Here is a 17,147-nt window from a genome sequence, read left to right as displayed (position 1 = left end):
CCTCCCCGCGGAACCGGCCGGAGCGGCCGGCCGGGGAAGCGGCGGGGAGGCGGGGTGCACGGACCGGAGCCGGTCGGCTGGATGCTGGTGGTCCTGTGCGGCGCCGTGGGCGTGTACTGCCTGCGGCAGACGCGCGGCGGCACGCCCGGGCAGCGGCGGGAGGCCGCCGGCGAGGCGGTGATGGGGCTGGGCATGGCCGTGATGGCGCTGCCCGCCTCGGCGGTGGACCCACTGCCGCCGGCGGTCTTCGCGGCGCTCTTCGGCGCCGCCGCGGTGTACGGACTGGCGCTGGTCCTGTTCGACGGGGAGCACCGGCTCCACCATCTGCACCACACCGTCGGCGCCCTGGCCATGCTCCACATGGCGCTCGCCATGTCCGCCGCCCCCGCCCACGGGCACCATGCGGCGGCGCCCTCCGCCCAGCCGGCCCCCACCGCGGAGCTGACAGGAGCGCTGCTGGTCTACTTCGCGCTGTACGCGCTGCTCGCGGGAGCCCGGCTGGCTCCCGCGCCGGGCCCCCTGAGCCTCCCGGTCGCCACCTCCGGCGTCCGCGGCGGTCGTGCCGGTCGCGGCGACGGGCAGCGGCGGGCGCCGGAGGTGGCCGCCGCCTGCCGACTGGCGATGGGCATAGGGATGTTCGCGATGCTGCTCACCTCCTGATCGTTCGCGGGGACCGGTGAAACACCGCGCCGGTGAGGCGTGCGTCACTTCCCGTTTCCCTCCGGACGCGCGAGCGGCCTCCGGCTCATAGGCTGTCGCCCATGATGGTCGCGCTCGCACTGATCGTCCTGGGCGCACTGATCGCGGCGACGGCGCCGCGCGTGCTGGCCCGCGGCTCCTGGCCGGACCGCGAGCCGGTGCTGGCGCTGCTGGTGTGGCAGTGCGTGGTGGTCGCCGTGCTGCTGTGCTGCGTGCTCGCCATGGCCCTGTCCGGCGCGGCGGCCTGGCAGGCGGTGCGCGGCCACGTCTTCGCCCCGGCTCCGAGCCGGGTCGTCGAGGCGTACGGGCTCAGCGCGTTCGGCGAGTCCTGGCCCGCGGTGGTGGCTGTGGTGCTCGCCTGCGGTGGCCTGTGGACCGCCGCGATGCTCACCCGGGAGATCCGCCACACGCGCGCCCGGCGGCGCGCCCGGCGCGCCGAACTCCTCGCCCGCGCGCCGCTGCTGCCCGGCGAGGAACCGGCCTCCGGTGAACGGCTGGTGGTGCTGGAGAGCGAGCGCCCGGACGCCTGGTGGCTGCCGGGGAGCACGCCCCGGCTGGTGGTCACCACCGCGGCGCTGCGCCGGCTGAGAGGACGCAGGCTCGACGCCGTCCTCGCCCATGAGCAGGGACATCTGCGGGCCCGTCACGACTGGCTGCTGAACTGCTCCTCCGCGCTCGCCGCCGGCTTCCCGCGGGTACCGGTCTTCCGTGCGTTCCGCGATCAGGTGCACCGGCTGGTGGAGCTGGCGGCCGACGACGTCGCCTCGCGGCGCTGCGGACGGCTGGCGGTGGCTCTGGCACTGGTCGAACTCAACGAGGAGCGCGGGGTGTTCGACCCGCACGCCGCGCACTCCGGCGCACAGGTGCCGCAGCGGGTCGACCGGCTGCTGAGGGCCGCTCCCCGGCTGACGGTGGTCCGGCGGCTGCGGATGACCGCGCTGGCGGCCCTGGTGCTGATGGTGCCGTTGCTGGTGGCCTTCGCCCCCGGGCTGAGAGCGCTGGGCTGAGAGCGCTGGGCTGAGAGCGCTGGGCCGCCGCCCGTGCGCCGCGGCGCGCGCCCCCTCGACCGGCCAACCCGTCGACCGGGCGGTTGGACCGCCGCCCAGTGGCGATTCTCTCCAGCATGGCCCGCTCCTCCCGTTGCCCCTCCCCGCGTTCCCTCTCCTGCCTGGCCGCCCCGCTGTGCACCGCTGTCGCCGCGGTGCTCACCGTGCTCGTCCTGTCGGGATGGGACCCGCTGCTGGACCTCGACGCGCACGTCACGGCCGAACTGCACCGCACGGCGGTGGCCGAGCCCGGCTGGACACGGCTCAACCGGGTGCTGACCGACTGGGTGTGGGATCCGTGGACGATGCGGGCCGTGCTGCTGGTGACGGTCGTGTGGCTGGTGCTGCGCGGCGCGCGCCGGCCGGCGCTCTGGCTCTCGTCCGCCGCGATCGCCGGCACCGTCCTCCAGCAGGTCCTCAAGGCGCTGTTCGACCGCGACCGCCCGCGCTGGAGCGATCCGGTGGACTCGGCGAGCTTCGCGGCACTGCCCTCCGGACACGCCATGACGGCGGCGCTCACCTGCGGTCTGCTGCTGTGGCTGGCGCATCTGCGCCGAGCGGGCCGCCCTGTGCGCCTGGCCGTCGTGTGGGTGGGCGCGGTGAGCGTCGCCGGGGCGGGCTTCACCCGGGTCTACCTGGGCGTGCACTGGCCCACCGACGTGGTCGTCGGCTGGCTGCTGGGCTTCGCCGTGGCCGCCGCGGCGGCGGCGCTGTGGAGCGGGCGCGGTGCCCGGCCCTCTCGACCGGAGCGGCACGGGCCGGAAGGATCGGCTCCATGGTGATCAGAGGCGTCCTCTTCGACTTCTCCGGGACACTGCTGCGCGTCGAGCCCACGGCGGACTGGCTGCGCGCCGTACTCGACGAGGCGGGCATCGCCCTGCCCGATGACGAGTCCGCCCGGCTGGCGGCGGAACTGGAGGAGGCCGGCGCACTGCCCGGCGGCGCCTCCCCCCGTGCCGTGCCTCCCGGCCTGCGGAAGCTGTGGCGGGAGCGCGACCTCGGCGCCGAGCGGCACCGCGCCGCCTACACCGCGCTGGCCCGCCGGGTGCCGCTGCCCCGGCCGGAGTTGTACGACGCCCTCTACGAGAGGCACATGCGGCCGGAGGCCTGGCACCCCTACCCCGACACCGCCGAGGTCCTGGACGCGCTGCGGGAGCGGGGGCTGCCGGTGGCGGTGGTGAGCAACATCGGCTGGGACCTGCGGCCGGTGTTCGAGGCCCACGGCCTGGACCGCCGGGTGGACTCCTACGTGCTCTCCTTCGAACAGGGCGTCCAGAAGCCGGACCCCGGCATCTTCGAGCTGGCCTGCCGCGCTCTGGGGGTGGCGCCCGGGGAGGCGCTGATGGTCGGCGACAGCCGGCACGCGGACGGCGGGGCCGCCGCGCTGGGCTGCGCCGTGCACCTGGTGGACCATCTGCCCCGCGACCGGCGGCCCGACGGGCTGCGGCCGGTCCTGGACCTGGTGGACCGTACCGGCTGAGCGAGCCGGGCGGGTGACCGTGTGGAAGCACCGAAAGAGGGGCCGATCTCGGGCGATCCCCCGCGTCGCCCGAGATCGGCGTCCGACCGGACACCGCCGTGACTCGCCGGCCGGCGTCCGGAGTCCGCTGAGTATATTGGCCCTGAGCCAGTCAACGCAGGAGTTAACAGGATGTCCCCTCGCAGCGCATCGGTCAATGAGGAGTTGCGCCGGCGTTCCCGCGAGCGGCTGCTGCAGGCGACGGTGGAGCTCGTCGACGAGCGCGGATACGAGGCGACGACCCTGGGGGACATCGCGGACCGGGCCGGGGCGGCGCGGGGCCTGGTGTCGTACTACTTCCCGGGCAAGCGGCAGCTGCTGCAGTCGGCCGTCCACCGGCTGATGCACCTCACCCTGGCCGAGGCGCTGGAGCGCGAGCCGCGGCCTGCGGGCCCGGACGCCGGGCGGGAGGGGCTGGCCCGTGCGATCGACGCGATCCTGGGGCTCGCCCGCGACCGGCCGACGCTGATGCGCACTCATATGGCCGGCATCCTGCAGCACGAGGGTTTCGTCCAGTGCGACGAGCAGCAGCGGCTGGCCTGCCTGCTGCGCGACACCGTCGTCGGCTACGGCTCGCACGATCCGGACACCGACTACCCGCTGCTGCGCGCACTGCTCATGGGGGCGGTGGTGGCCGTGCTGCTGCCCGGGGCGCCGATGCCGCCGGCGAGGCTGCGGGCCGAGCTGTTCGCCCGGTACGGGCTGGACTGGGAGCTCGGGTTCCCGCCCGACATCCCCCTGGGGGAGCGGGCCGGGCAGGTCTCACTGCTGCCGCTGCCGGGCCCGCTCTGACGGACCCTCGGCGGACGGGAGGAACCGACGGGCCCCGGCGGCACGTGCCGCCGGGGCCCTGCGTGTTCAGCGGTCCGAGGGCCGGGCCGGATCAGCGGTAGTCGGGCTGGGTCTGCGGGTTGAGCTCGTCCAGCCGGACACGCTCGGCGCCGGCGGTGCGGGGGTCCCGGATCCGCAGGACGTCGAAGCCCATCTGGATGTCGTTCGAGTAGACGTGGCCGTTGTAGTAGTACGCCGACCACGAGCCGCCGATAGTGTCGGGGTCGGAGTACGGGCCGCGCTCGAAGTACCCGATCTCCCGGGGCCTGGTGGAGTCGGTGAAGTCCCAGAAGGAGACTCCGCCCTGGTACCAGGCCTGCACCATGATGTCGCGGCCCTTGACCGGGATCAGCGAGCCGTTGTGGGCCACGCAGTTCTCGGTGTCGGCCTGGTGCCGGGGGATCTTGAAGTAGCTCTTGAACACCAGCTTGCGCTGGTCGCCCTTGCCCGTGATGTGGTAGATGCCGTTGGCGCCGCGCTTGTCGCCGACCTCCGCGTTGCAGGTGGCGCCGACGCCGCCGCCGAGCTCGTCGGTGAAGACGACCTTGCGGCCGCTCTCGTTGAAGGTCGCCGAGTGCCAGAACGCGAAGTTCTCGTTGTCCTGGACGCGGTCGATGACGCGGGGGGCGGCCGGGTCCGAGATGTCCATCAGGATGCCGTCACCCATGCACGCGCCCGCCGCGATCTTCATGTCGGGGAACGCGGTGATGTCGTGGCAGCCGGTGGTGGGCACCATGGCGACCGGGTTCTCCGGCGGGCCGGGGTTGCCGCCGTCCGGGAAGAGGACGGGGAAGTCGATCACCGCCGCCTCCCCGGGAGCCTCGCGCGGCACCTTCACGATGGAGATCCCGTCGTGCGGAGGCTGACAGTCGGGGAAGGACTCGTCCGGGAAGTAGGACGAGACGTAGACGTAGACGTCCCCGCGGTCGGGCACCAGCGTGTGGGTGTGCGAGCCGCAGGCGGTCTCCACGGCCGCGACGTACCGCGGGTTCCGCTTGTCGCTGATGTCGAAGACCTTGATGCCCTCCCAGGAGCTCTTCTCCGTCGGCGACTGGGCGGTGCTGTTGCAGGAGTCGTCGCTGCGCGAGGAGTCAGTGGACAGGAAGAGCAGGTTCCCGGAGACGGAGATGTCGTTCTGGCTGCCCGGGCACAGGACCTGGCTGACGACCTTGGGGGACTTCGGGCGGCTGATGTCGTAGACGGTGAAGCCGTCGTAGTTGCCCGCGAAGGCGTAGCGTCCCTGGAAGGCCAGGTCGGTGTTGAGGCTCTTGAGCGCTCCCTTGGGCAGGTTGGTCAGATGGGAGACGTTCCGGCTGTGGACGACCTCGTCCACGCCGGGTATCCCGCCGCTCCCGATGGCGGCCTCGGCTTCCGTGCGGTCCTGCTTCGACACCTTCCCGGACGTGGCCGGCGAGTCACCGGGGTCGGGAATCGCCACCGCCGGTCCGGCGGCCAGGAGCGTGGACAGCAGGCCGAGTACGGCCGCGGCCGCGCCGAGGTGTCTGCGCCGCGCACGGGGTCTGGGCAACGACGTCACTGCTTCCTCCCTGTCGATCCGCTTGGTTCCGCCCCGAGTTGGGCGGCTCACGGACTCGGGCAGTATGACTCCTTACACACCCGCGCCGACAGGGGAATACGAACACGGTGCCGGGTCTCTGCGTGTCAGGACCCGGGCACGCCGGAGCGTCCCGTGTCAGGATCGGGTCGACTGGCGTACCCCTGCCACAGGAGGAAGAGTGACAGACCGTCACAGATCCCGGTTGTCCGCCCGTGCGCTCGCGTCCGCGCTGGCGGCACTGGCCGCGCTGGCCGTGCTGACCGGCTGCGAGGACGGCTCGGGCGAGGCGGCCCCCGGCGGCGGCCCCTCCGTGATCGCGCCCGGCAGGCCGGGCGAGGCCGCCGAGACGCTCTCCGCCGAGGAGGCCCGGAAGGCGGGGGAGACGCGGCGGGGCAGGCCCAACGCCGCGGACTTCTCCTACGTCACAGGGATGATCGAGCACCATCAGCAGGCGCTGGTGATGACCGGTCTGGCCGAGAAGCACGCCGGATCGGGCAAGGTGCGCCGGCTCGCCGACCGGATCGCGGCGGCCCAGGGGCCGGAGATCTCGGCGATGCGCTCCTGGCTCAAGCGCAACGGCCGCGCCGAGGGCGGCCATGAGGACGACGGAGAGCACGGCGGCCACGGGGACCACGACGGCCACGGCGGCGCGCCGATGCCCGGCATGGCGACCGAGGAGCAGCTCGACGAGCTGCGGCAGGCCCGCGGCGAGGACTTCGACCGGCTCTTCCTGAAGCTGATGATCGCCCACCACCAGGGCGCCGTGACGATGGCCAAGGACGTGACGGCCGACGGCCGTGACACCCAGGTGCAGGAGATGGCCGGGGACGTGGCCGTCCAGCAGACGGCCGAGATCAACCGGATGCGCTCGATGTCCTGACGGGCCGCGGCGGGGCGGCGCTCAGCCGCTCCGCCCCTCCTCCTGCCGGGCCGCCGAGGCGAGCACGCTGTCCAGCAGTCCGGGGAACAGCCGCTCCAGGTCGTCACGGCGCAGGGTGTTCATCTTCGCGGTGCCGCGGTAGTTCTGGCTGATCAGGCCGCTCTCGCGCAGCACCCGGAAGTGGTGGGTGGTCGTCGACTTGCTGACCGGCAGGTCGAAGAGCGAGCACGCCATCTCCTCCCCGCTCGCCGCCAGGGCTCGGACGATCCGCAGGCGCACGGGGTCGGCGAGTGCGTGCAGGACCTCCTCCAGCCGGATCTCCCGCGCGGCCGGGTGCTCCAGCTCTCGGGCGGTGTTCGGGGTCTGGGCTCGGGGCGTCACGCCCCCATACTACGAAAGGCATCGTAGTTTGACACGCAACGTACTACGACGCTTATCGTATAAGCCCGGCCGATCGGATACCCGCGTCCAGGGCCCCGGTCGGCCCCCGGTCGGCCCCGACCCGATCCCGAACCGACGAGGAGCCTTCCGTGAGCGCCCTGTTCGAGCCGTACACCCTGCGTTCGCTGACCGTGCCCAACCGCGTCTGGATGTCGCCGATGTGCCAGTACAGCGCCGAACCCGCCGGGGAGGACGCGGGCGTCGCGGGCGACTGGCACCTGGCCCACTACGCGGCGCGGGCGACCGGCGGCACCGGGCTGATCATGGTGGAGGCCACGGCCGTCTCCCCCGAGGGCCGGATCTCCTCCGGCGACCTGGGGCTGTGGAACGACCGGCAGGTCCGGGCGTTGCGGCGGGTCACGGACTTCGTGAAGGAGCGGGGCGCCGTGGCCGGCGTCCAGCTCGCCCACGCCGGCCGCAAGGCGTCCACCGACGCCCCCTGGCGCGGTGGCGCCCCGCTGGACGCCGGGCACGGCGGCTGGCAGCCGGTCGCCCCCAGCGCGCTGCCCTTCGCGGAAGGCCACCCGGTGCCCCAGGAGATGGACCGGGAGCGGATCGACGACGTGGTCGGCCGGTTCGCCGACGCGGCGCGGCGGGCGCTGGCGGCCGGTTTCGAGGTCGCCGAGATCCACGGCGCCCACGGCTACCTGCTCCACGAGTTCCTCTCCCCGCTCTCCAACCGGCGCACGGACGCCTACGGCGGAAGCTTCGAGAACCGCACACGGCTGGCCCTGCGGGTCGTGGACGCGGTGCGGCAGGTGTGGCCCGAGGACCTGCCGCTGTTCTTCCGGGTGTCGGCGACCGACTGGACCGAGGGCGGCTGGAGCCCCGAGGAGACCGTGCGCCTGGCCGCACTGCTGCGCGAGCACGGCGTGGACCTGCTCGACGTCTCCAGCGGAGGCGCCGTACCGGGGGCGCGCATCCCCGTCGGCCCCGGCTACCAGATCCCCCTGGCCGCCCGTGTCCGGGCCGAGGCGGGGCTGCCGGTGGCGGCGGTGGGCCTGATCACCGAACCGGAGCAGGCCGAGAAGACGATCGCGAACGGCGAGGCGGACGCGGTCTTCCTCGGCCGGGAGCTGCTGCGCGACCCGCACTGGGCGCTGCGCGCCGCACGGGCGCTCGGCGCCGGCCCCGTGCGCCTGCCCGGTCAGTACGCCTGGGCCGTCTGACGTCCGGTCACCGCCGCGGGCCGTACGGCCCGTGGCGGTCGGCGCGACCGGCTGAGCGGCGGCGGGCCGACCCAGTAGAGTGACCGCCCGTGGCAGCACGACCGTTGAGTGAACTTGTCGAACCGGGCTGGGCCAAGGCGCTGGAGCCGGTGGCCGGGCGCATCACCGCGATGGGCGACTTCCTGCGCGCGGAGATCGCCGCGGGGCGTACCTATCTGCCCGCCGGACCGAACGTGCTGCGCGCCTTCCAGCAGCCCTTCGACGACGTACGGGTCCTCATCGTGGGCCAGGACCCGTACCCCACACCGGGCCACGCCGTCGGGCTGAGCTTCTCGGTCGCCCCGGAGGTGCGCCCGCTGCCCGGCAGCCTGGAGAACATCTTCCGGGAACTGCAGGCCGACCTCGGGCTGCCCCGGCCCTCGAACGGTGATCTCACCCCGTGGACGCGGCAGGGCGTGCTGCTGCTCAACAGGGCGCTGACCACCGCGCCGCGCCGGCCCGCCGCGCACCGCGGCAAGGGCTGGGAGGAGGTCACCGAGCAGGCGATCCGGGCGCTTGCCGCGCGCGGCAAGCCGCTGGTGGCCGTCCTGTGGGGCCGGGACGCCCGGAACCTGCGGCCGCTGCTGGAGGCGTACCCGGCGGTGGAGTCGGCCCACCCCTCCCCCATGTCGGCGGACCGCGGCTTCTTCGGTTCGCGCCCGTTCAGCCGGGCCAACGAGCTGCTGGTGCGGCAGGGCGGGGAGCCGGTCGACTGGCGCCTGCCGTGACGGGCCGCCCGGCCCCCTGGATCCTGGGGGTGGACTCGGGCGGATCCGGGCTGCGCCTCGCCCTGGCCCGGGCCGGCAGCGACGGCTCGGCGGCGGCGCCGGTCCCGGTGGGCACCGCCGCCTGCGACCGTCCGGTGCGCACCGGCCCCGCGGGCATCGAGGCGGCCCATCTGCTGGAGCTGGTGCTGCCCCGGGCCCGTTCCCTGCTGTCCGCCGCCGAACCGGACACCGCGGCGGCGGGCCCGGCCGGACTCCGGATCGACACCGTGTGCGTGGGGGCGGCGGGCATGGCGACGCTCGGCGGCGAACTGCGCACCGAGCTGCCGGGGGCGTTCACCCGGGAGCTGGGCGCCCGGCGCGTGGCCCTGGCCGCCGACGCCGTGACCGCGTACGCCGGCGCGCTGGGCGAGCGGCCCGGCGCCGTGGTCGCCGCCGGAACCGGGGTGATCGCGACGGGCACCGACCTGCGCTCCTGGCGGCGTGCCGACGGCTGGGGTCACCTGCTGGGCGACTGCGGCGGCGGCGCCTGGATCGGCCGGGCCGGCCTGGAGGCGGCGATGCGTGCCCACGACGGCCGGCCGGGCGGCTCGGCCGCGCTGCTCGCCCGCGCCGAGGCCGTCTTCGGTCCCGTGGCCTCCCTGCCGGGGAAGCTGTATCCGCGCACCGACCGCCCGGCGGTGCTCGCCTCGTTCGCCCCGGAGGTGGCCGGCTGCGCCGACCGGGACCCGGTGGCGGCACGTGTCGTCGGGGAGGCGGCCGTCCACATCGCCGAGAGCGCCGCCGCCGTCTGCCCCGGAACCGAGGGCAGCCTCGTCGCCCTGACCGGCGGGCTTCTCGGGATCGGCGAACCGCTGCTCGCTCCCCTGCGCCGGGAGCTGGCCGCACGGCTGCCGCACGCCCGGACCGTCCCGGCGGCGGGAGACCCCCTGGCCGGATCCCTGCTCCTGGCCGGCGGGCTGGCCCGGGACGCGCTGCGGTTGCCGCCGGACCCGGCGCTCCTCCACATCGGGTGAGACGGCCGCGGAACCGGGCGTGCCGGCCGGCACGGACCGGTGACACAGCGGAACAAAGCCGTCACCGCGACGCGCGGGAGAAAAGGGGACAGACCGGCACTCCTCCGCCCCGCCCGAACAGCCGAACCCGCCAAGGCATTAGCATGCGGCGCCATGAGCACCCCCACTGGGCCCGCGAACGGCCTGCCCGTACGAATGCCGCGTCCCCGACAGCCCGGACGGCACCGGCGGCCTCAGCCCGCCATAGCGCCTGAGGGTGCGCCCGCTCTGGTGCTGGCCGTCCCCGGAGTGCCCTCCGGCACCTCCCGGAGCCTCGCCGAGGAGATCCTGAGCATCGCCCGCTCCGAGCTGCCGGGCCTCGACGCCCGGGTCGGTTTCGTGGACGGCGACGACGGCGAGTTCCCCGCCCTCCGGACCGTGCTGACGCAGGCCGCGGCCGACCGCTCCTCCCGGGCCGCCGCGGCGACGGCCGCCGTCGAGGCCGCCGCCGCCGAGGCGGTGGAGGCGGGCGCGGAGGCCGCCGAGGTGGAGGCCGAGGCCGAGGCCGCCCGCCGCAGGATCGAGGAGGCCCCGCTCGCGGTGGTCGTCCCCCTGCTGGCCGGGCCCGACGGGGCGCAGATGCGGCGGATACGCCAGGCCGTGCTCGAGAGCGGCTCCGGTGCCGAGCTGACCGATGTGCTCGGCCCGCACCCGCTGCTGGCCGAGGCCGTCCACGTCAAGCTCTCCGAGGCCGGGCTGGCCCGGGCGGACCGCGCCCGGCTGTTCACCGTGGCCACCGCCGCCGACGGCATCATCCTGGCCGCCATGGGCGGCGAGGAGGCCGTGCAGGCCGCCGGGATCACCGGAATGCTGCTGGCCGCGCGCCTGGCGGTGCCGGTGCTGTCCGCCGGGCTGGACGAGGAGGGCGCCGTCACCCGCGCCGCCGAGCAGCTCCGCGAGGCCGGCTCCCGGCAGCTCGCCCTGGCGCCCTGCCTGATCGGCCCCGAGATCCCCGAGGGCCTGCTGGAGTCCGCGGTACGGGAGGCCGACTGCCAGGCCGCCGGGCCGCTGGGCTCCTACACGGCGGTGGGCAGGCTGGTGGCCTCCACCTACGCCGCGAAGCTCGGCATCGCCCAGCGGTCGCCGCAGGGGGCGCAGGCCCACTGATCCGGGCCCTCCCCCTGCGGCCCGCCGGGTCGCGGACCGCACGGCGGCCGGACGGCGGGCCGGGCCCCGGCCGGTCTCCCGGCCGGATCCCTCAGCCGAGGACGACGCAGGTGGCGGCAGGAGCCTGGATCGAGCCCGCCCGGTGCGGCACCCCGGTGTCCGGGTCGAGATCGAACCAGGTCACGTCACCCGAGCGCTCGTTGGCGGCGTAGAGCCTGCGCCCGGCCGGGTCCAGGGCCAGGTCGCGCGGCCAGTGCCCGCCGCAGGGGACGGTGGTGACCAGCTCCATACCGTCGCCGTACGGCTCCAGGGCCAGTACGGCGATGCTGTCGTGCCCGCGGTTGGCCGCCCAGGCCCAGCGGCCGTCGGCGGAGACCACCACTTCCGAGGGGTGGTTCTCCCCTTCCGATCCGGAACCCGCCGGCAGCGTGCCGACCTCCCCGGCGGGCTCCAGGGTCCCGCTCGCCCGGTCCCAGCGGCAGCAGACCACGGTGGAGACCAGTTCGTTGACGACGTACGCCCGGTCGCCGCGCGGATGGAAGGCCAGATGCCTGGGTCCGCTGCCGGGGCGCAGCGGTGTCCGCCCGTGCGGGCGGAGCGCGGCCGCGGTGTGGTCAAGGCGGTAGACCCACACCGAGTCGGCGCCGAGGTCGACCGCCAGCAGCCAGCGCCACGAGGCGTCGGCGACCACGGCGTGGGCGTGCGGCCCCTCCTGCCGCCCGTCCACCGGCCCGCTGCCGGTGTGAGGCAGTACGGCCGGTTGCGCGCCGAGAGTCCCGTCGGGGCGCAGCGGCAGCGAACTGACGCTCCCCGACGTGTAGTTGGCGGTGATCAGCTGTCCGGCCGCGCAGGTCAGATGGGCGGGGCCGGAGCCTTCGACGGACACCGGCGCCCCGGCGGGGCTCGGCCGGTCGGGGTCGGCCAGGGACAGCGCGGCGGCACGGCCGTCCTCGGTCTCGCTCACCGCGTAGAGCATCCCCCCGCCCGGTCCCGGCACGAGGTAGGAGGGGTCGGGCACCGCGTCCGTGTGGTGCAGCACCGTCAGCGCCCCGGTGTCCGGATCGACGGCGGCCGTGGTGATGCCGCGTCCGCCCGCCGAGGTGTAGGACCCGATGTACGCCCGCCGTCCGCCGCCCGCACCGTCCACTGCGCCGCCCCTCTCCCGTTCGGTCCTGCTCGAAGCGCTGCCCCGTTCCGGGCGCCGGGGGCGACCGTAGCATTGGCCTGGACCAGACTGGGAGGGCTCCCAGTCTTCCTGTCCGCCTTGTCCCGGACTCGGCGGCTCGGTCAGCCCAGGAAGGACAGCCGCACCCGCCGGTCGGGGTTGTCGCCGTTGGTGTCCACCAGGCAGACCGACTGCCAGGTGCCCAGTTCCAGCCGTCCGCCGATCACCGGCAGGGTGGCGTGCGGCGGGACGAGGGCCGGCAGGACGTGGTCGCGGCCGTGGCCGGGACTGCCGTGCCGGTGGCTCCAACGGTTGTCGGCGGGCAGCAGGTCGCGCAGCGCGGCCAGCAGGTCGTCGTCGCTGCCCGCCCCGGTCTCGATGACCGCGATGCCGGCCGTCGCGTGCGGTACGAAGACATTGAGCAGCCCGTCGCGGCCGCCGGCGACCTCGGCCAGGAAACCCTCGCATTCGCGGGTGAGGTCGGCGACGGTCTCGTCCGAGCCGGTGGTGATGTGCAGGGTGCGGGTGCTGAAGCGATCGCTCATGACTCCATCTTGGGGCCTGCCCCCGCCCGGGAAGGCATCGGGAAGCATCCGGCCCCGCCCGTGGTTGGCGGGGGTATGGGTTTCCCGGAGGTGGAGGTCGTGGTCGTGGGCGCCGGGCAGGCGGGGCTGTCGAGCGCCTACCACCTGCGGCGCGCCGGGTACGAGCCCGGCCGGGACTTCGTCGTCCTGGACCGCTCCCCGCGCCCCGGCGGGGCCTGGCAGTTCCGCTGGCCCACCCTGACCTACGGCCGGGTGCACGGGATGCACTCCCTGCCCGGCATGGAGCTGACCGGCGCCGATCCCCGTCGCCCCTCCTCCGAGGTGATCGGCGGGTACTTCGCCGACTACGAGCGCGCCTTCGGCCTGCGGGTGCGGCGCCCGGTGCGGGTGCGCGCGGTGCGCGAGGCCGGGGACGGACGGCTGCTGGTGGAGACCGACGCCGGGGTGTGGGCCACCCGGGCGCTGATCAGCGCCACCGGCACCTGGGACCGCCCCTACTGGCCCCGGGTGCGCGGTCAGGAGTCCTTCGCCGGCCGCCAGTTCCACACCTCCCGCTACCCCGGGCCGGACGCCTTCGCGGACGAGCGCGTGGTGGTCGTGGGCGGCGGAACCTCCGCCGTGCAGCATCTGCTGGAGATCGCGCCGGCCGCCGCCGCCACGGCCTGGGTGACCCGCCGCGAACCGGTCTTCACCGAGGGGCCGTTCGACGCCGAGCGCGGGCGTGCGGCGGTCGCCCTGGTCGAGGAGCGCGTGCGCGGGGGACTGCCGCCGCGCAGCGTGGTCTCCGTCACCGGACTGCCCATGACCGAGGAGATGCGGCGCGCCCGGGACAGCGGGGTGCTGCGGCGCCTGCCGATGTTCGACCGGATCACTCCCGGCGGCGTGGAGTGGGACGACGGGCGCTTCGTCGCGGCGGACAGCATCGTGTGGGCCACCGGTTTCCGTCCCGCCATCGGCCACCTGGCGCCGCTGCGGCTGCGCGAGCCGGGCGGCGGCATCCGCATGGACGGCACCCGCGTGGTGCGCGATCCGCGGATCCATCTGGTCGGCTACGGCCCCTCGGCGAGCACCGTCGGCGCGAGCCGTGCGGGCCGGGCCGCGGTCCGTGCGGTACGGGGCCTCCTCGACCACCCCTCGGAGGGCGAACAGACATCCGGGGAATCACCCGTAGGCGTGGCGGCGGGGGAAACGGCTGCGCGGTGACCGCGGGACACGTGATGCTCACGTTGTGCGAGTGACACGCCGCGGAGCGTCACCGCTTCCCCCGGCCCGGAGTCCCACCGGGAGACGGGGGATCCGTCCCGACACGTACAAGGAGAAAGTTCCCGATGGACCTCATCACCAGTCTGCTCGCCGGCCTCGTCCACTCCGTGGGCCTGCTCGTCTGACCGAACGGCGGGCGACGACCCGGTGGCGCCGCCTCTCCCGTCCCAGGGGAGGCGGCGTCGCCGCGCGAGGGGCGAAAGCGGCCGCGGCTCAGTGACGCGGCGCGGGGATGCTGGAGTCGCGGACGACCAGTTCGGGCTGGAGCACGATCCGCTGGTGCCGGTGCTCGGCGGCCGCCTCCCCGGTCTCCTCGATGAGCAGATCGGCGGCCGTGCGCCCCATCCGGAAGGCGGGCTGCCGTACCGATGTCAGGGGTACGGCCGCCGCCGCGGCGAACTCGATGTCGTCATAGCCGACCAGGGCGATCTCCCCCGGCACCGAGACCCCGGCCGCGAACAGCGCCTGGAGCACCCCCAGTGCGAGCAGGTCGTTGGCGCAGAACACCGCCGTCGGTCTGGGCGTCATCCCCAGCAGCCTGGCGCCGGCGTCCCGTCCCGCCGCCACGTCGAGGCGCTCGCCCTCGATCCGCCGCAGCGCGCCGTGGGGCAGTCCCGCCTCGGCCAGGGCCGCCAGCGCGCCGGTGTGCCGGTCGCGGCACTGCGACAGATGCATCGGCCCGCTCACGTAGACCAGTTCCCGGTGGCCCTGTGCCAGCAGGTGCCGGGCGGCCAGCGATCCGCCCGTGACGTCGTCGACGGAGACCGAGCAGCCCTCGTCCGCGCTGTCCAGTACCCGGTCCACCACGACGTAGGGGATGTCGTGGCGGCGGAATTCGGCCAGGTTCCGGCCGGAGGTGTCGGCCGGGGTGACCAGGACGCCGCGCACCCGCTGCTCGGCGAAGAGGGAGAGGTAGTCGGCCTCCTCCGCCGGGCTCTGCGCGCTGTTGCACAGCATCACCCCGAGCCCCTCCTCACGCGCCGCCCGCTCCGCTCCGGAGGCGACGTCGGCGAAGAAGGGGTTGGCCATGTCCAGCACGAGCAGGGCGATGATCCGGCTGCGGCCCGCCCGCAGGTGCCGCGCCGACTCGCTGCGTACATAGCCGAGTTGCGCTATCACCGTCTGCACCCGGGTCCTGGTCTCCTCGGCGACCATCTCCGGCCGGTTGATGACGTTGGAGACGGTCCCCACCGACACCCCCGCCTGACGTGCCACGTCCTTGATGCCCACCATGCGCGCCACGAGCCCGACCGTCTCCCGTTTCCTGCTGTCCGCGGCGCCCGGCCCGGGACCGCGCGCCCATGCTACGCACCCGCCCCGGAGCCCGGGGCACGGCGGAGCCCGCGGCGTCACCACGGGCGTCATCGCCGTCAGTCGAGGTGGAAGACCTCGGTGAGCGGGCGCATGGCCTCGTCCGGCCGCGCGCCGTCCGGGGACTCGAAGAAGCCTGCCATCTCCGCCTGCCAGCGGGCGTTGACGTCCGTGGCCTCCATGGCGGCCCTGGCCGCGGCGAAGTCCTCGGTCTCCAGGTAGCCGACGAGGAGGCCGTCCTCGCGCAGGAAGAGCGAGTAGTTGTGCCAGCCGCTGCGGCTCAGGGCGTCGAGCATCTCCGGCCAGACGGCGGCGTGCCGCTCGCGGTACTCCGTCAGCCGGTCGGCGCGGACCTTCAGCAGAAAGCAGACGCGCTGCACGCGTTCCTCCTCGCGGGAAGCCGTGGACGGCCCTGATCTTCTCCATGAAAGGTTTCATGGAGATCGCACGAAGGTAGGGTCGCTCCCCCTCCCTCGTCAATGGAGCGCGGACGGAAAAGTCCGAATGCCCGGGAAGTGCCGGGCTTCCGGGCCCTCAACCAGCCCTGCCCCTTGACACTCCCGGCGGGCCCTCATAGCTTTCCGGCGATGAAACGATTCATGAAGCCGTCCGGACCCCGGGAGCTCTGACGCATGACCGCCGTGTCCGCCGTGAAGGCGGCCCTCAGGAAACAGGCCATCGAGACGCCCTCGTGGGCCTACGGCAACTCAGGAACGCGTTTCAAGGTCTTCGCGCAGCCCGGCGTCCCGCGCACCCCGCGGGAGAAGCTCGACGACGCGTCCCGGGTGCACGCGCACACCGGCGTCGCGCCGACCGTGGCGCTGCACATCCCCTGGGACCGGGTCGACGACTACGCCGCGCTGGCGGACTACGCCAAGGAACGCGGCCTGTCCCTCGGCGCGATCAACTCCAACGTCTTCCAGGACGACGACTACCGGCTCGGCAGTGTCTGCCACCCCGACGCGGCCGTGCGGCGCAAGGCGCTGGACCACCTGCTGGAGTGCGTCGACATCATGGACGCCACCGGCTCGCGCGATCTGAAGCTGTGGTTCGCCGACGGCACCAACTACCCGGGCCAGGACGACGTACGGGCCCGTCAGGAGCGGCTGGCCGAGGCGCTCGCCACGGTGTACGAGCGGCTCGGCGAGGGGCAGCGGATGCTGTTGGAGTACAAGTTCTTCGAGCCGGCCTTCTACACCACCGACGTCCCCGACTGGGGCACCGCCTACGCCCACTGCCTGAGGCTGGGCGAGAAGGCGCAGGTGGTGGTGGACACCGGCCACCACGCCCCGGGCACCAACATCGAGTTCATCGTGGCCGTGCTGCTGCGCGAGGGGAAGCTGGGCGGTTTCGACTTCAACTCCCGCTTCTACGCCGACGACGACCTGATGGTCGGTTCGGCCGACCCCTTCCAGCTCTTCCGGATCATGTACGAGGTGGTGCGCGGGGGCGGTTACGGGCCGCGGACCGCCTTCATGCTCGACCAGTGCCACAACATCGAGGCGAAGATCCCCGCGATCATCCGCTCGGTGATGAACGTCCAGGAGGCCACCGCCAAGGCCCTGCTGGTCGACCGCGACGCGCTGTCGGCCGCCCAGGCCTCCGGCGACGTACTGGCCGCCAACGCCGTGCTGATGGACGCCTACAACACCGACGTACGGCCGCTGCTGGCCGAGGTCCGCGAGGAGATGGGCCTGGCCCCGGACCCGGTCGCGGCCTACCACCGCTCGGGATGGGCCGAGCGGATCACCGAGGAGCGCAAGGACGGCCGCCAGGCCGGCTGGGGAGCGTGAG

General features: G+C 74.3%; 18 protein-coding genes. 12 read left to right on the top strand and 6 right to left on the bottom strand.

What is annotated here, in order from left to right; all coding sequences use genetic code 11:
• Positions 1 to 54 precede the first annotated feature (54 nt).
• From ACW69E_RS05815 to ACW69E_RS05795, 5 genes are all read left to right on the top strand, one after another.
• Positions 55 to 660 carry a DUF5134 domain-containing protein gene (locus ACW69E_RS05815; RefSeq protein ID WP_457497088.1) on the top strand — a complete coding sequence of 202 codons (606 nt, stop codon included), beginning with the start codon at positions 55 to 57 and terminating at the stop codon, positions 658 to 660.
• 101 nt (positions 661 to 761) lie between these two features.
• The gene (locus ACW69E_RS05810; RefSeq protein WP_457497087.1) at positions 762 to 1,706 is read left to right on the top strand and encodes a M56 family metallopeptidase; all 945 of its coding nucleotides are present in this window, start codon (positions 762 to 764) and stop codon (positions 1,704 to 1,706) included.
• A gap of 116 nt (positions 1,707 to 1,822) precedes the next feature.
• Positions 1,823 to 2,527 carry a phosphatase PAP2 family protein gene (locus ACW69E_RS05805; protein WP_457497086.1) on the top strand — a complete coding sequence of 235 codons (705 nt, stop codon included), beginning with the start codon at positions 1,823 to 1,825 and terminating at the stop codon, positions 2,525 to 2,527.
• A complete protein-coding gene (locus tag ACW69E_RS05800) occupies positions 2,521 to 3,225 on the top strand; it encodes an HAD family hydrolase (protein WP_457497085.1) in 705 nt (234 codons plus the stop codon). Before ACW69E_RS05805 ends, ACW69E_RS05800 begins: the two co-directional genes overlap by 7 nt.
• Positions 3,226 to 3,396: 171 nt before the next feature.
• Complete coding sequence (locus ACW69E_RS05795; protein WP_457497084.1) at positions 3,397 to 4,056, top strand: TetR/AcrR family transcriptional regulator; 660 nt, start codon at positions 3,397 to 3,399, stop codon at positions 4,054 to 4,056.
• A 91-nt stretch (positions 4,057 to 4,147) separates the two neighbouring features.
• Here the strand turns inward: ACW69E_RS05795 and ACW69E_RS05790 are convergent, their stop codons facing one another.
• Positions 4,148 to 5,632 (bottom strand): LVIVD repeat-containing protein, encoded by a 1,485-nt coding sequence (locus tag ACW69E_RS05790; RefSeq protein WP_457497083.1) that lies wholly within the window; start codon positions 5,630 to 5,632, stop codon positions 4,148 to 4,150.
• A gap of 199 nt (positions 5,633 to 5,831) precedes the next feature.
• On the opposite strand from ACW69E_RS05790, the gene ACW69E_RS05785 reads away from it, so the two are divergent.
• A complete protein-coding gene (locus ACW69E_RS05785; RefSeq protein ID WP_457497082.1) occupies positions 5,832 to 6,533 on the top strand; it encodes a DUF305 domain-containing protein in 702 nt (233 codons plus the stop codon).
• 21 nt (positions 6,534 to 6,554) lie between these two features.
• Here ACW69E_RS05785 and ACW69E_RS05780 read toward each other — a convergent pair whose 3' ends face one another.
• On the bottom strand, positions 6,555 to 6,914 hold the full coding sequence (locus tag ACW69E_RS05780; protein WP_457497081.1) for an ArsR/SmtB family transcription factor: 360 nt from the start codon (positions 6,912 to 6,914) through the stop codon (positions 6,555 to 6,557).
• 149 nt (positions 6,915 to 7,063) lie between these two features.
• On the opposite strand from ACW69E_RS05780, the gene ACW69E_RS05775 reads away from it, so the two are divergent.
• The 4 genes from ACW69E_RS05775 to ACW69E_RS05760 all read left to right on the top strand — a co-directional run bounded on the left by ACW69E_RS05775 (position 7,064) and on the right by ACW69E_RS05760 (position 11,069).
• On the top strand, positions 7,064 to 8,143 hold the full coding sequence (locus ACW69E_RS05775) for an NADH:flavin oxidoreductase/NADH oxidase (protein WP_457497080.1): 1,080 nt from the start codon (positions 7,064 to 7,066) through the stop codon (positions 8,141 to 8,143).
• Between the two features lie 89 nt (positions 8,144 to 8,232).
• A complete protein-coding gene (locus tag ACW69E_RS05770; protein WP_457497079.1) occupies positions 8,233 to 8,910 on the top strand; it encodes a uracil-DNA glycosylase in 678 nt (225 codons plus the stop codon).
• Complete coding sequence (locus ACW69E_RS05765) at positions 8,907 to 9,923, top strand: N-acetylglucosamine kinase (protein ID WP_457497078.1); 1,017 nt, start codon at positions 8,907 to 8,909, stop codon at positions 9,921 to 9,923. Before ACW69E_RS05770 ends, ACW69E_RS05765 begins: the two co-directional genes overlap by 4 nt.
• Before the next feature lie 153 nt (positions 9,924 to 10,076).
• Positions 10,077 to 11,069, top strand: coding sequence for a hypothetical protein (locus ACW69E_RS05760; protein ID WP_457497077.1), 993 nt, complete (start codon positions 10,077 to 10,079; stop codon positions 11,067 to 11,069).
• A gap of 91 nt (positions 11,070 to 11,160) precedes the next feature.
• Here ACW69E_RS05760 and ACW69E_RS05755 read toward each other — a convergent pair whose 3' ends face one another.
• Together ACW69E_RS05755 and ACW69E_RS05750 are read right to left on the bottom strand one after the other, a co-directional pair.
• Positions 11,161 to 12,216 carry a lactonase family protein gene (locus ACW69E_RS05755; RefSeq protein ID WP_457497076.1) on the bottom strand — a complete coding sequence of 352 codons (1,056 nt, stop codon included), beginning with the start codon at positions 12,214 to 12,216 and terminating at the stop codon, positions 11,161 to 11,163.
• Between the two features lie 140 nt (positions 12,217 to 12,356).
• Positions 12,357 to 12,779, bottom strand: coding sequence for a secondary thiamine-phosphate synthase enzyme YjbQ (locus ACW69E_RS05750; protein ID WP_457497075.1), 423 nt, complete (start codon positions 12,777 to 12,779; stop codon positions 12,357 to 12,359).
• Between the two features lie 75 nt (positions 12,780 to 12,854).
• Here ACW69E_RS05750 and ACW69E_RS05745 point away from each other — a divergent pair, with 75 nt between their 5' ends.
• A complete protein-coding gene (locus ACW69E_RS05745) occupies positions 12,855 to 13,982 on the top strand; it encodes an FAD-dependent oxidoreductase (RefSeq protein ID WP_457497074.1) in 1,128 nt (375 codons plus the stop codon).
• Between the two features lie 273 nt (positions 13,983 to 14,255).
• Here ACW69E_RS05745 and ACW69E_RS05740 read toward each other — a convergent pair whose 3' ends face one another.
• The gene (locus ACW69E_RS05740; protein WP_457497224.1) at positions 14,256 to 15,275 is read right to left on the bottom strand and encodes a LacI family DNA-binding transcriptional regulator; all 1,020 of its coding nucleotides are present in this window, start codon (positions 15,273 to 15,275) and stop codon (positions 14,256 to 14,258) included.
• 137 nt (positions 15,276 to 15,412) lie between these two features.
• Positions 15,413 to 15,733, bottom strand: a complete 321-nt coding sequence (locus ACW69E_RS05735) for an L-rhamnose mutarotase (RefSeq protein ID WP_457497073.1) — start codon at positions 15,731 to 15,733, stop codon at positions 15,413 to 15,415.
• Positions 15,734 to 15,985: 252 nt separating this feature from the next.
• Here ACW69E_RS05735 and rhaI point away from each other — a divergent pair, with 252 nt between their 5' ends.
• Positions 15,986 to 17,146, top strand: coding sequence for an L-rhamnose isomerase (rhaI, locus tag ACW69E_RS05730; protein WP_457497072.1), 1,161 nt, complete (start codon positions 15,986 to 15,988; stop codon positions 17,144 to 17,146).
• Position 17,147 lies beyond the last annotated feature (1 nt).

It is taken from the genome of Streptomyces sp. SS8, from assembly GCF_054072955.1.
The sequence above is the reverse complement of the archived record's forward strand: the minus strand, read 5'-3'. Positions and strand labels throughout refer to the sequence as shown.

Bases quoted from the DNA above. Each gene is read 5' to 3' on its own strand.
- ACW69E_RS05760 (WP_457497077.1), top strand. From the start codon at position 10,077: ATGAGCACCCCCACTGGGCCCGCGAACGGCCTGCCCGTACGAATGCCG.
- rhaI (WP_457497072.1), top strand. From the start codon at position 15,986: ATGACCGCCGTGTCCGCCGTGAAGGCGGCCCTCAGGAAACAGGCCATC.
- ACW69E_RS05740 (WP_457497224.1), bottom strand. From the start codon at position 15,275: ATGGTGGGCATCAAGGACGTGGCACGTCAGGCGGGGGTGTCGGTGGGG.
- ACW69E_RS05805 (WP_457497086.1), top strand. From the start codon at position 1,823: ATGGCCCGCTCCTCCCGTTGCCCCTCCCCGCGTTCCCTCTCCTGCCTG.
- ACW69E_RS05745 (WP_457497074.1), top strand. From the start codon at position 12,855: ATGGGTTTCCCGGAGGTGGAGGTCGTGGTCGTGGGCGCCGGGCAGGCG.
- ACW69E_RS05800 (WP_457497085.1), top strand. From the start codon at position 2,521: ATGGTGATCAGAGGCGTCCTCTTCGACTTCTCCGGGACACTGCTGCGC.
- ACW69E_RS05795 (WP_457497084.1), top strand. From the start codon at position 3,397: ATGTCCCCTCGCAGCGCATCGGTCAATGAGGAGTTGCGCCGGCGTTCC.
- ACW69E_RS05750 (WP_457497075.1), bottom strand. From the start codon at position 12,779: ATGAGCGATCGCTTCAGCACCCGCACCCTGCACATCACCACCGGCTCG.
- ACW69E_RS05810 (WP_457497087.1), top strand. From the start codon at position 762: ATGATGGTCGCGCTCGCACTGATCGTCCTGGGCGCACTGATCGCGGCG.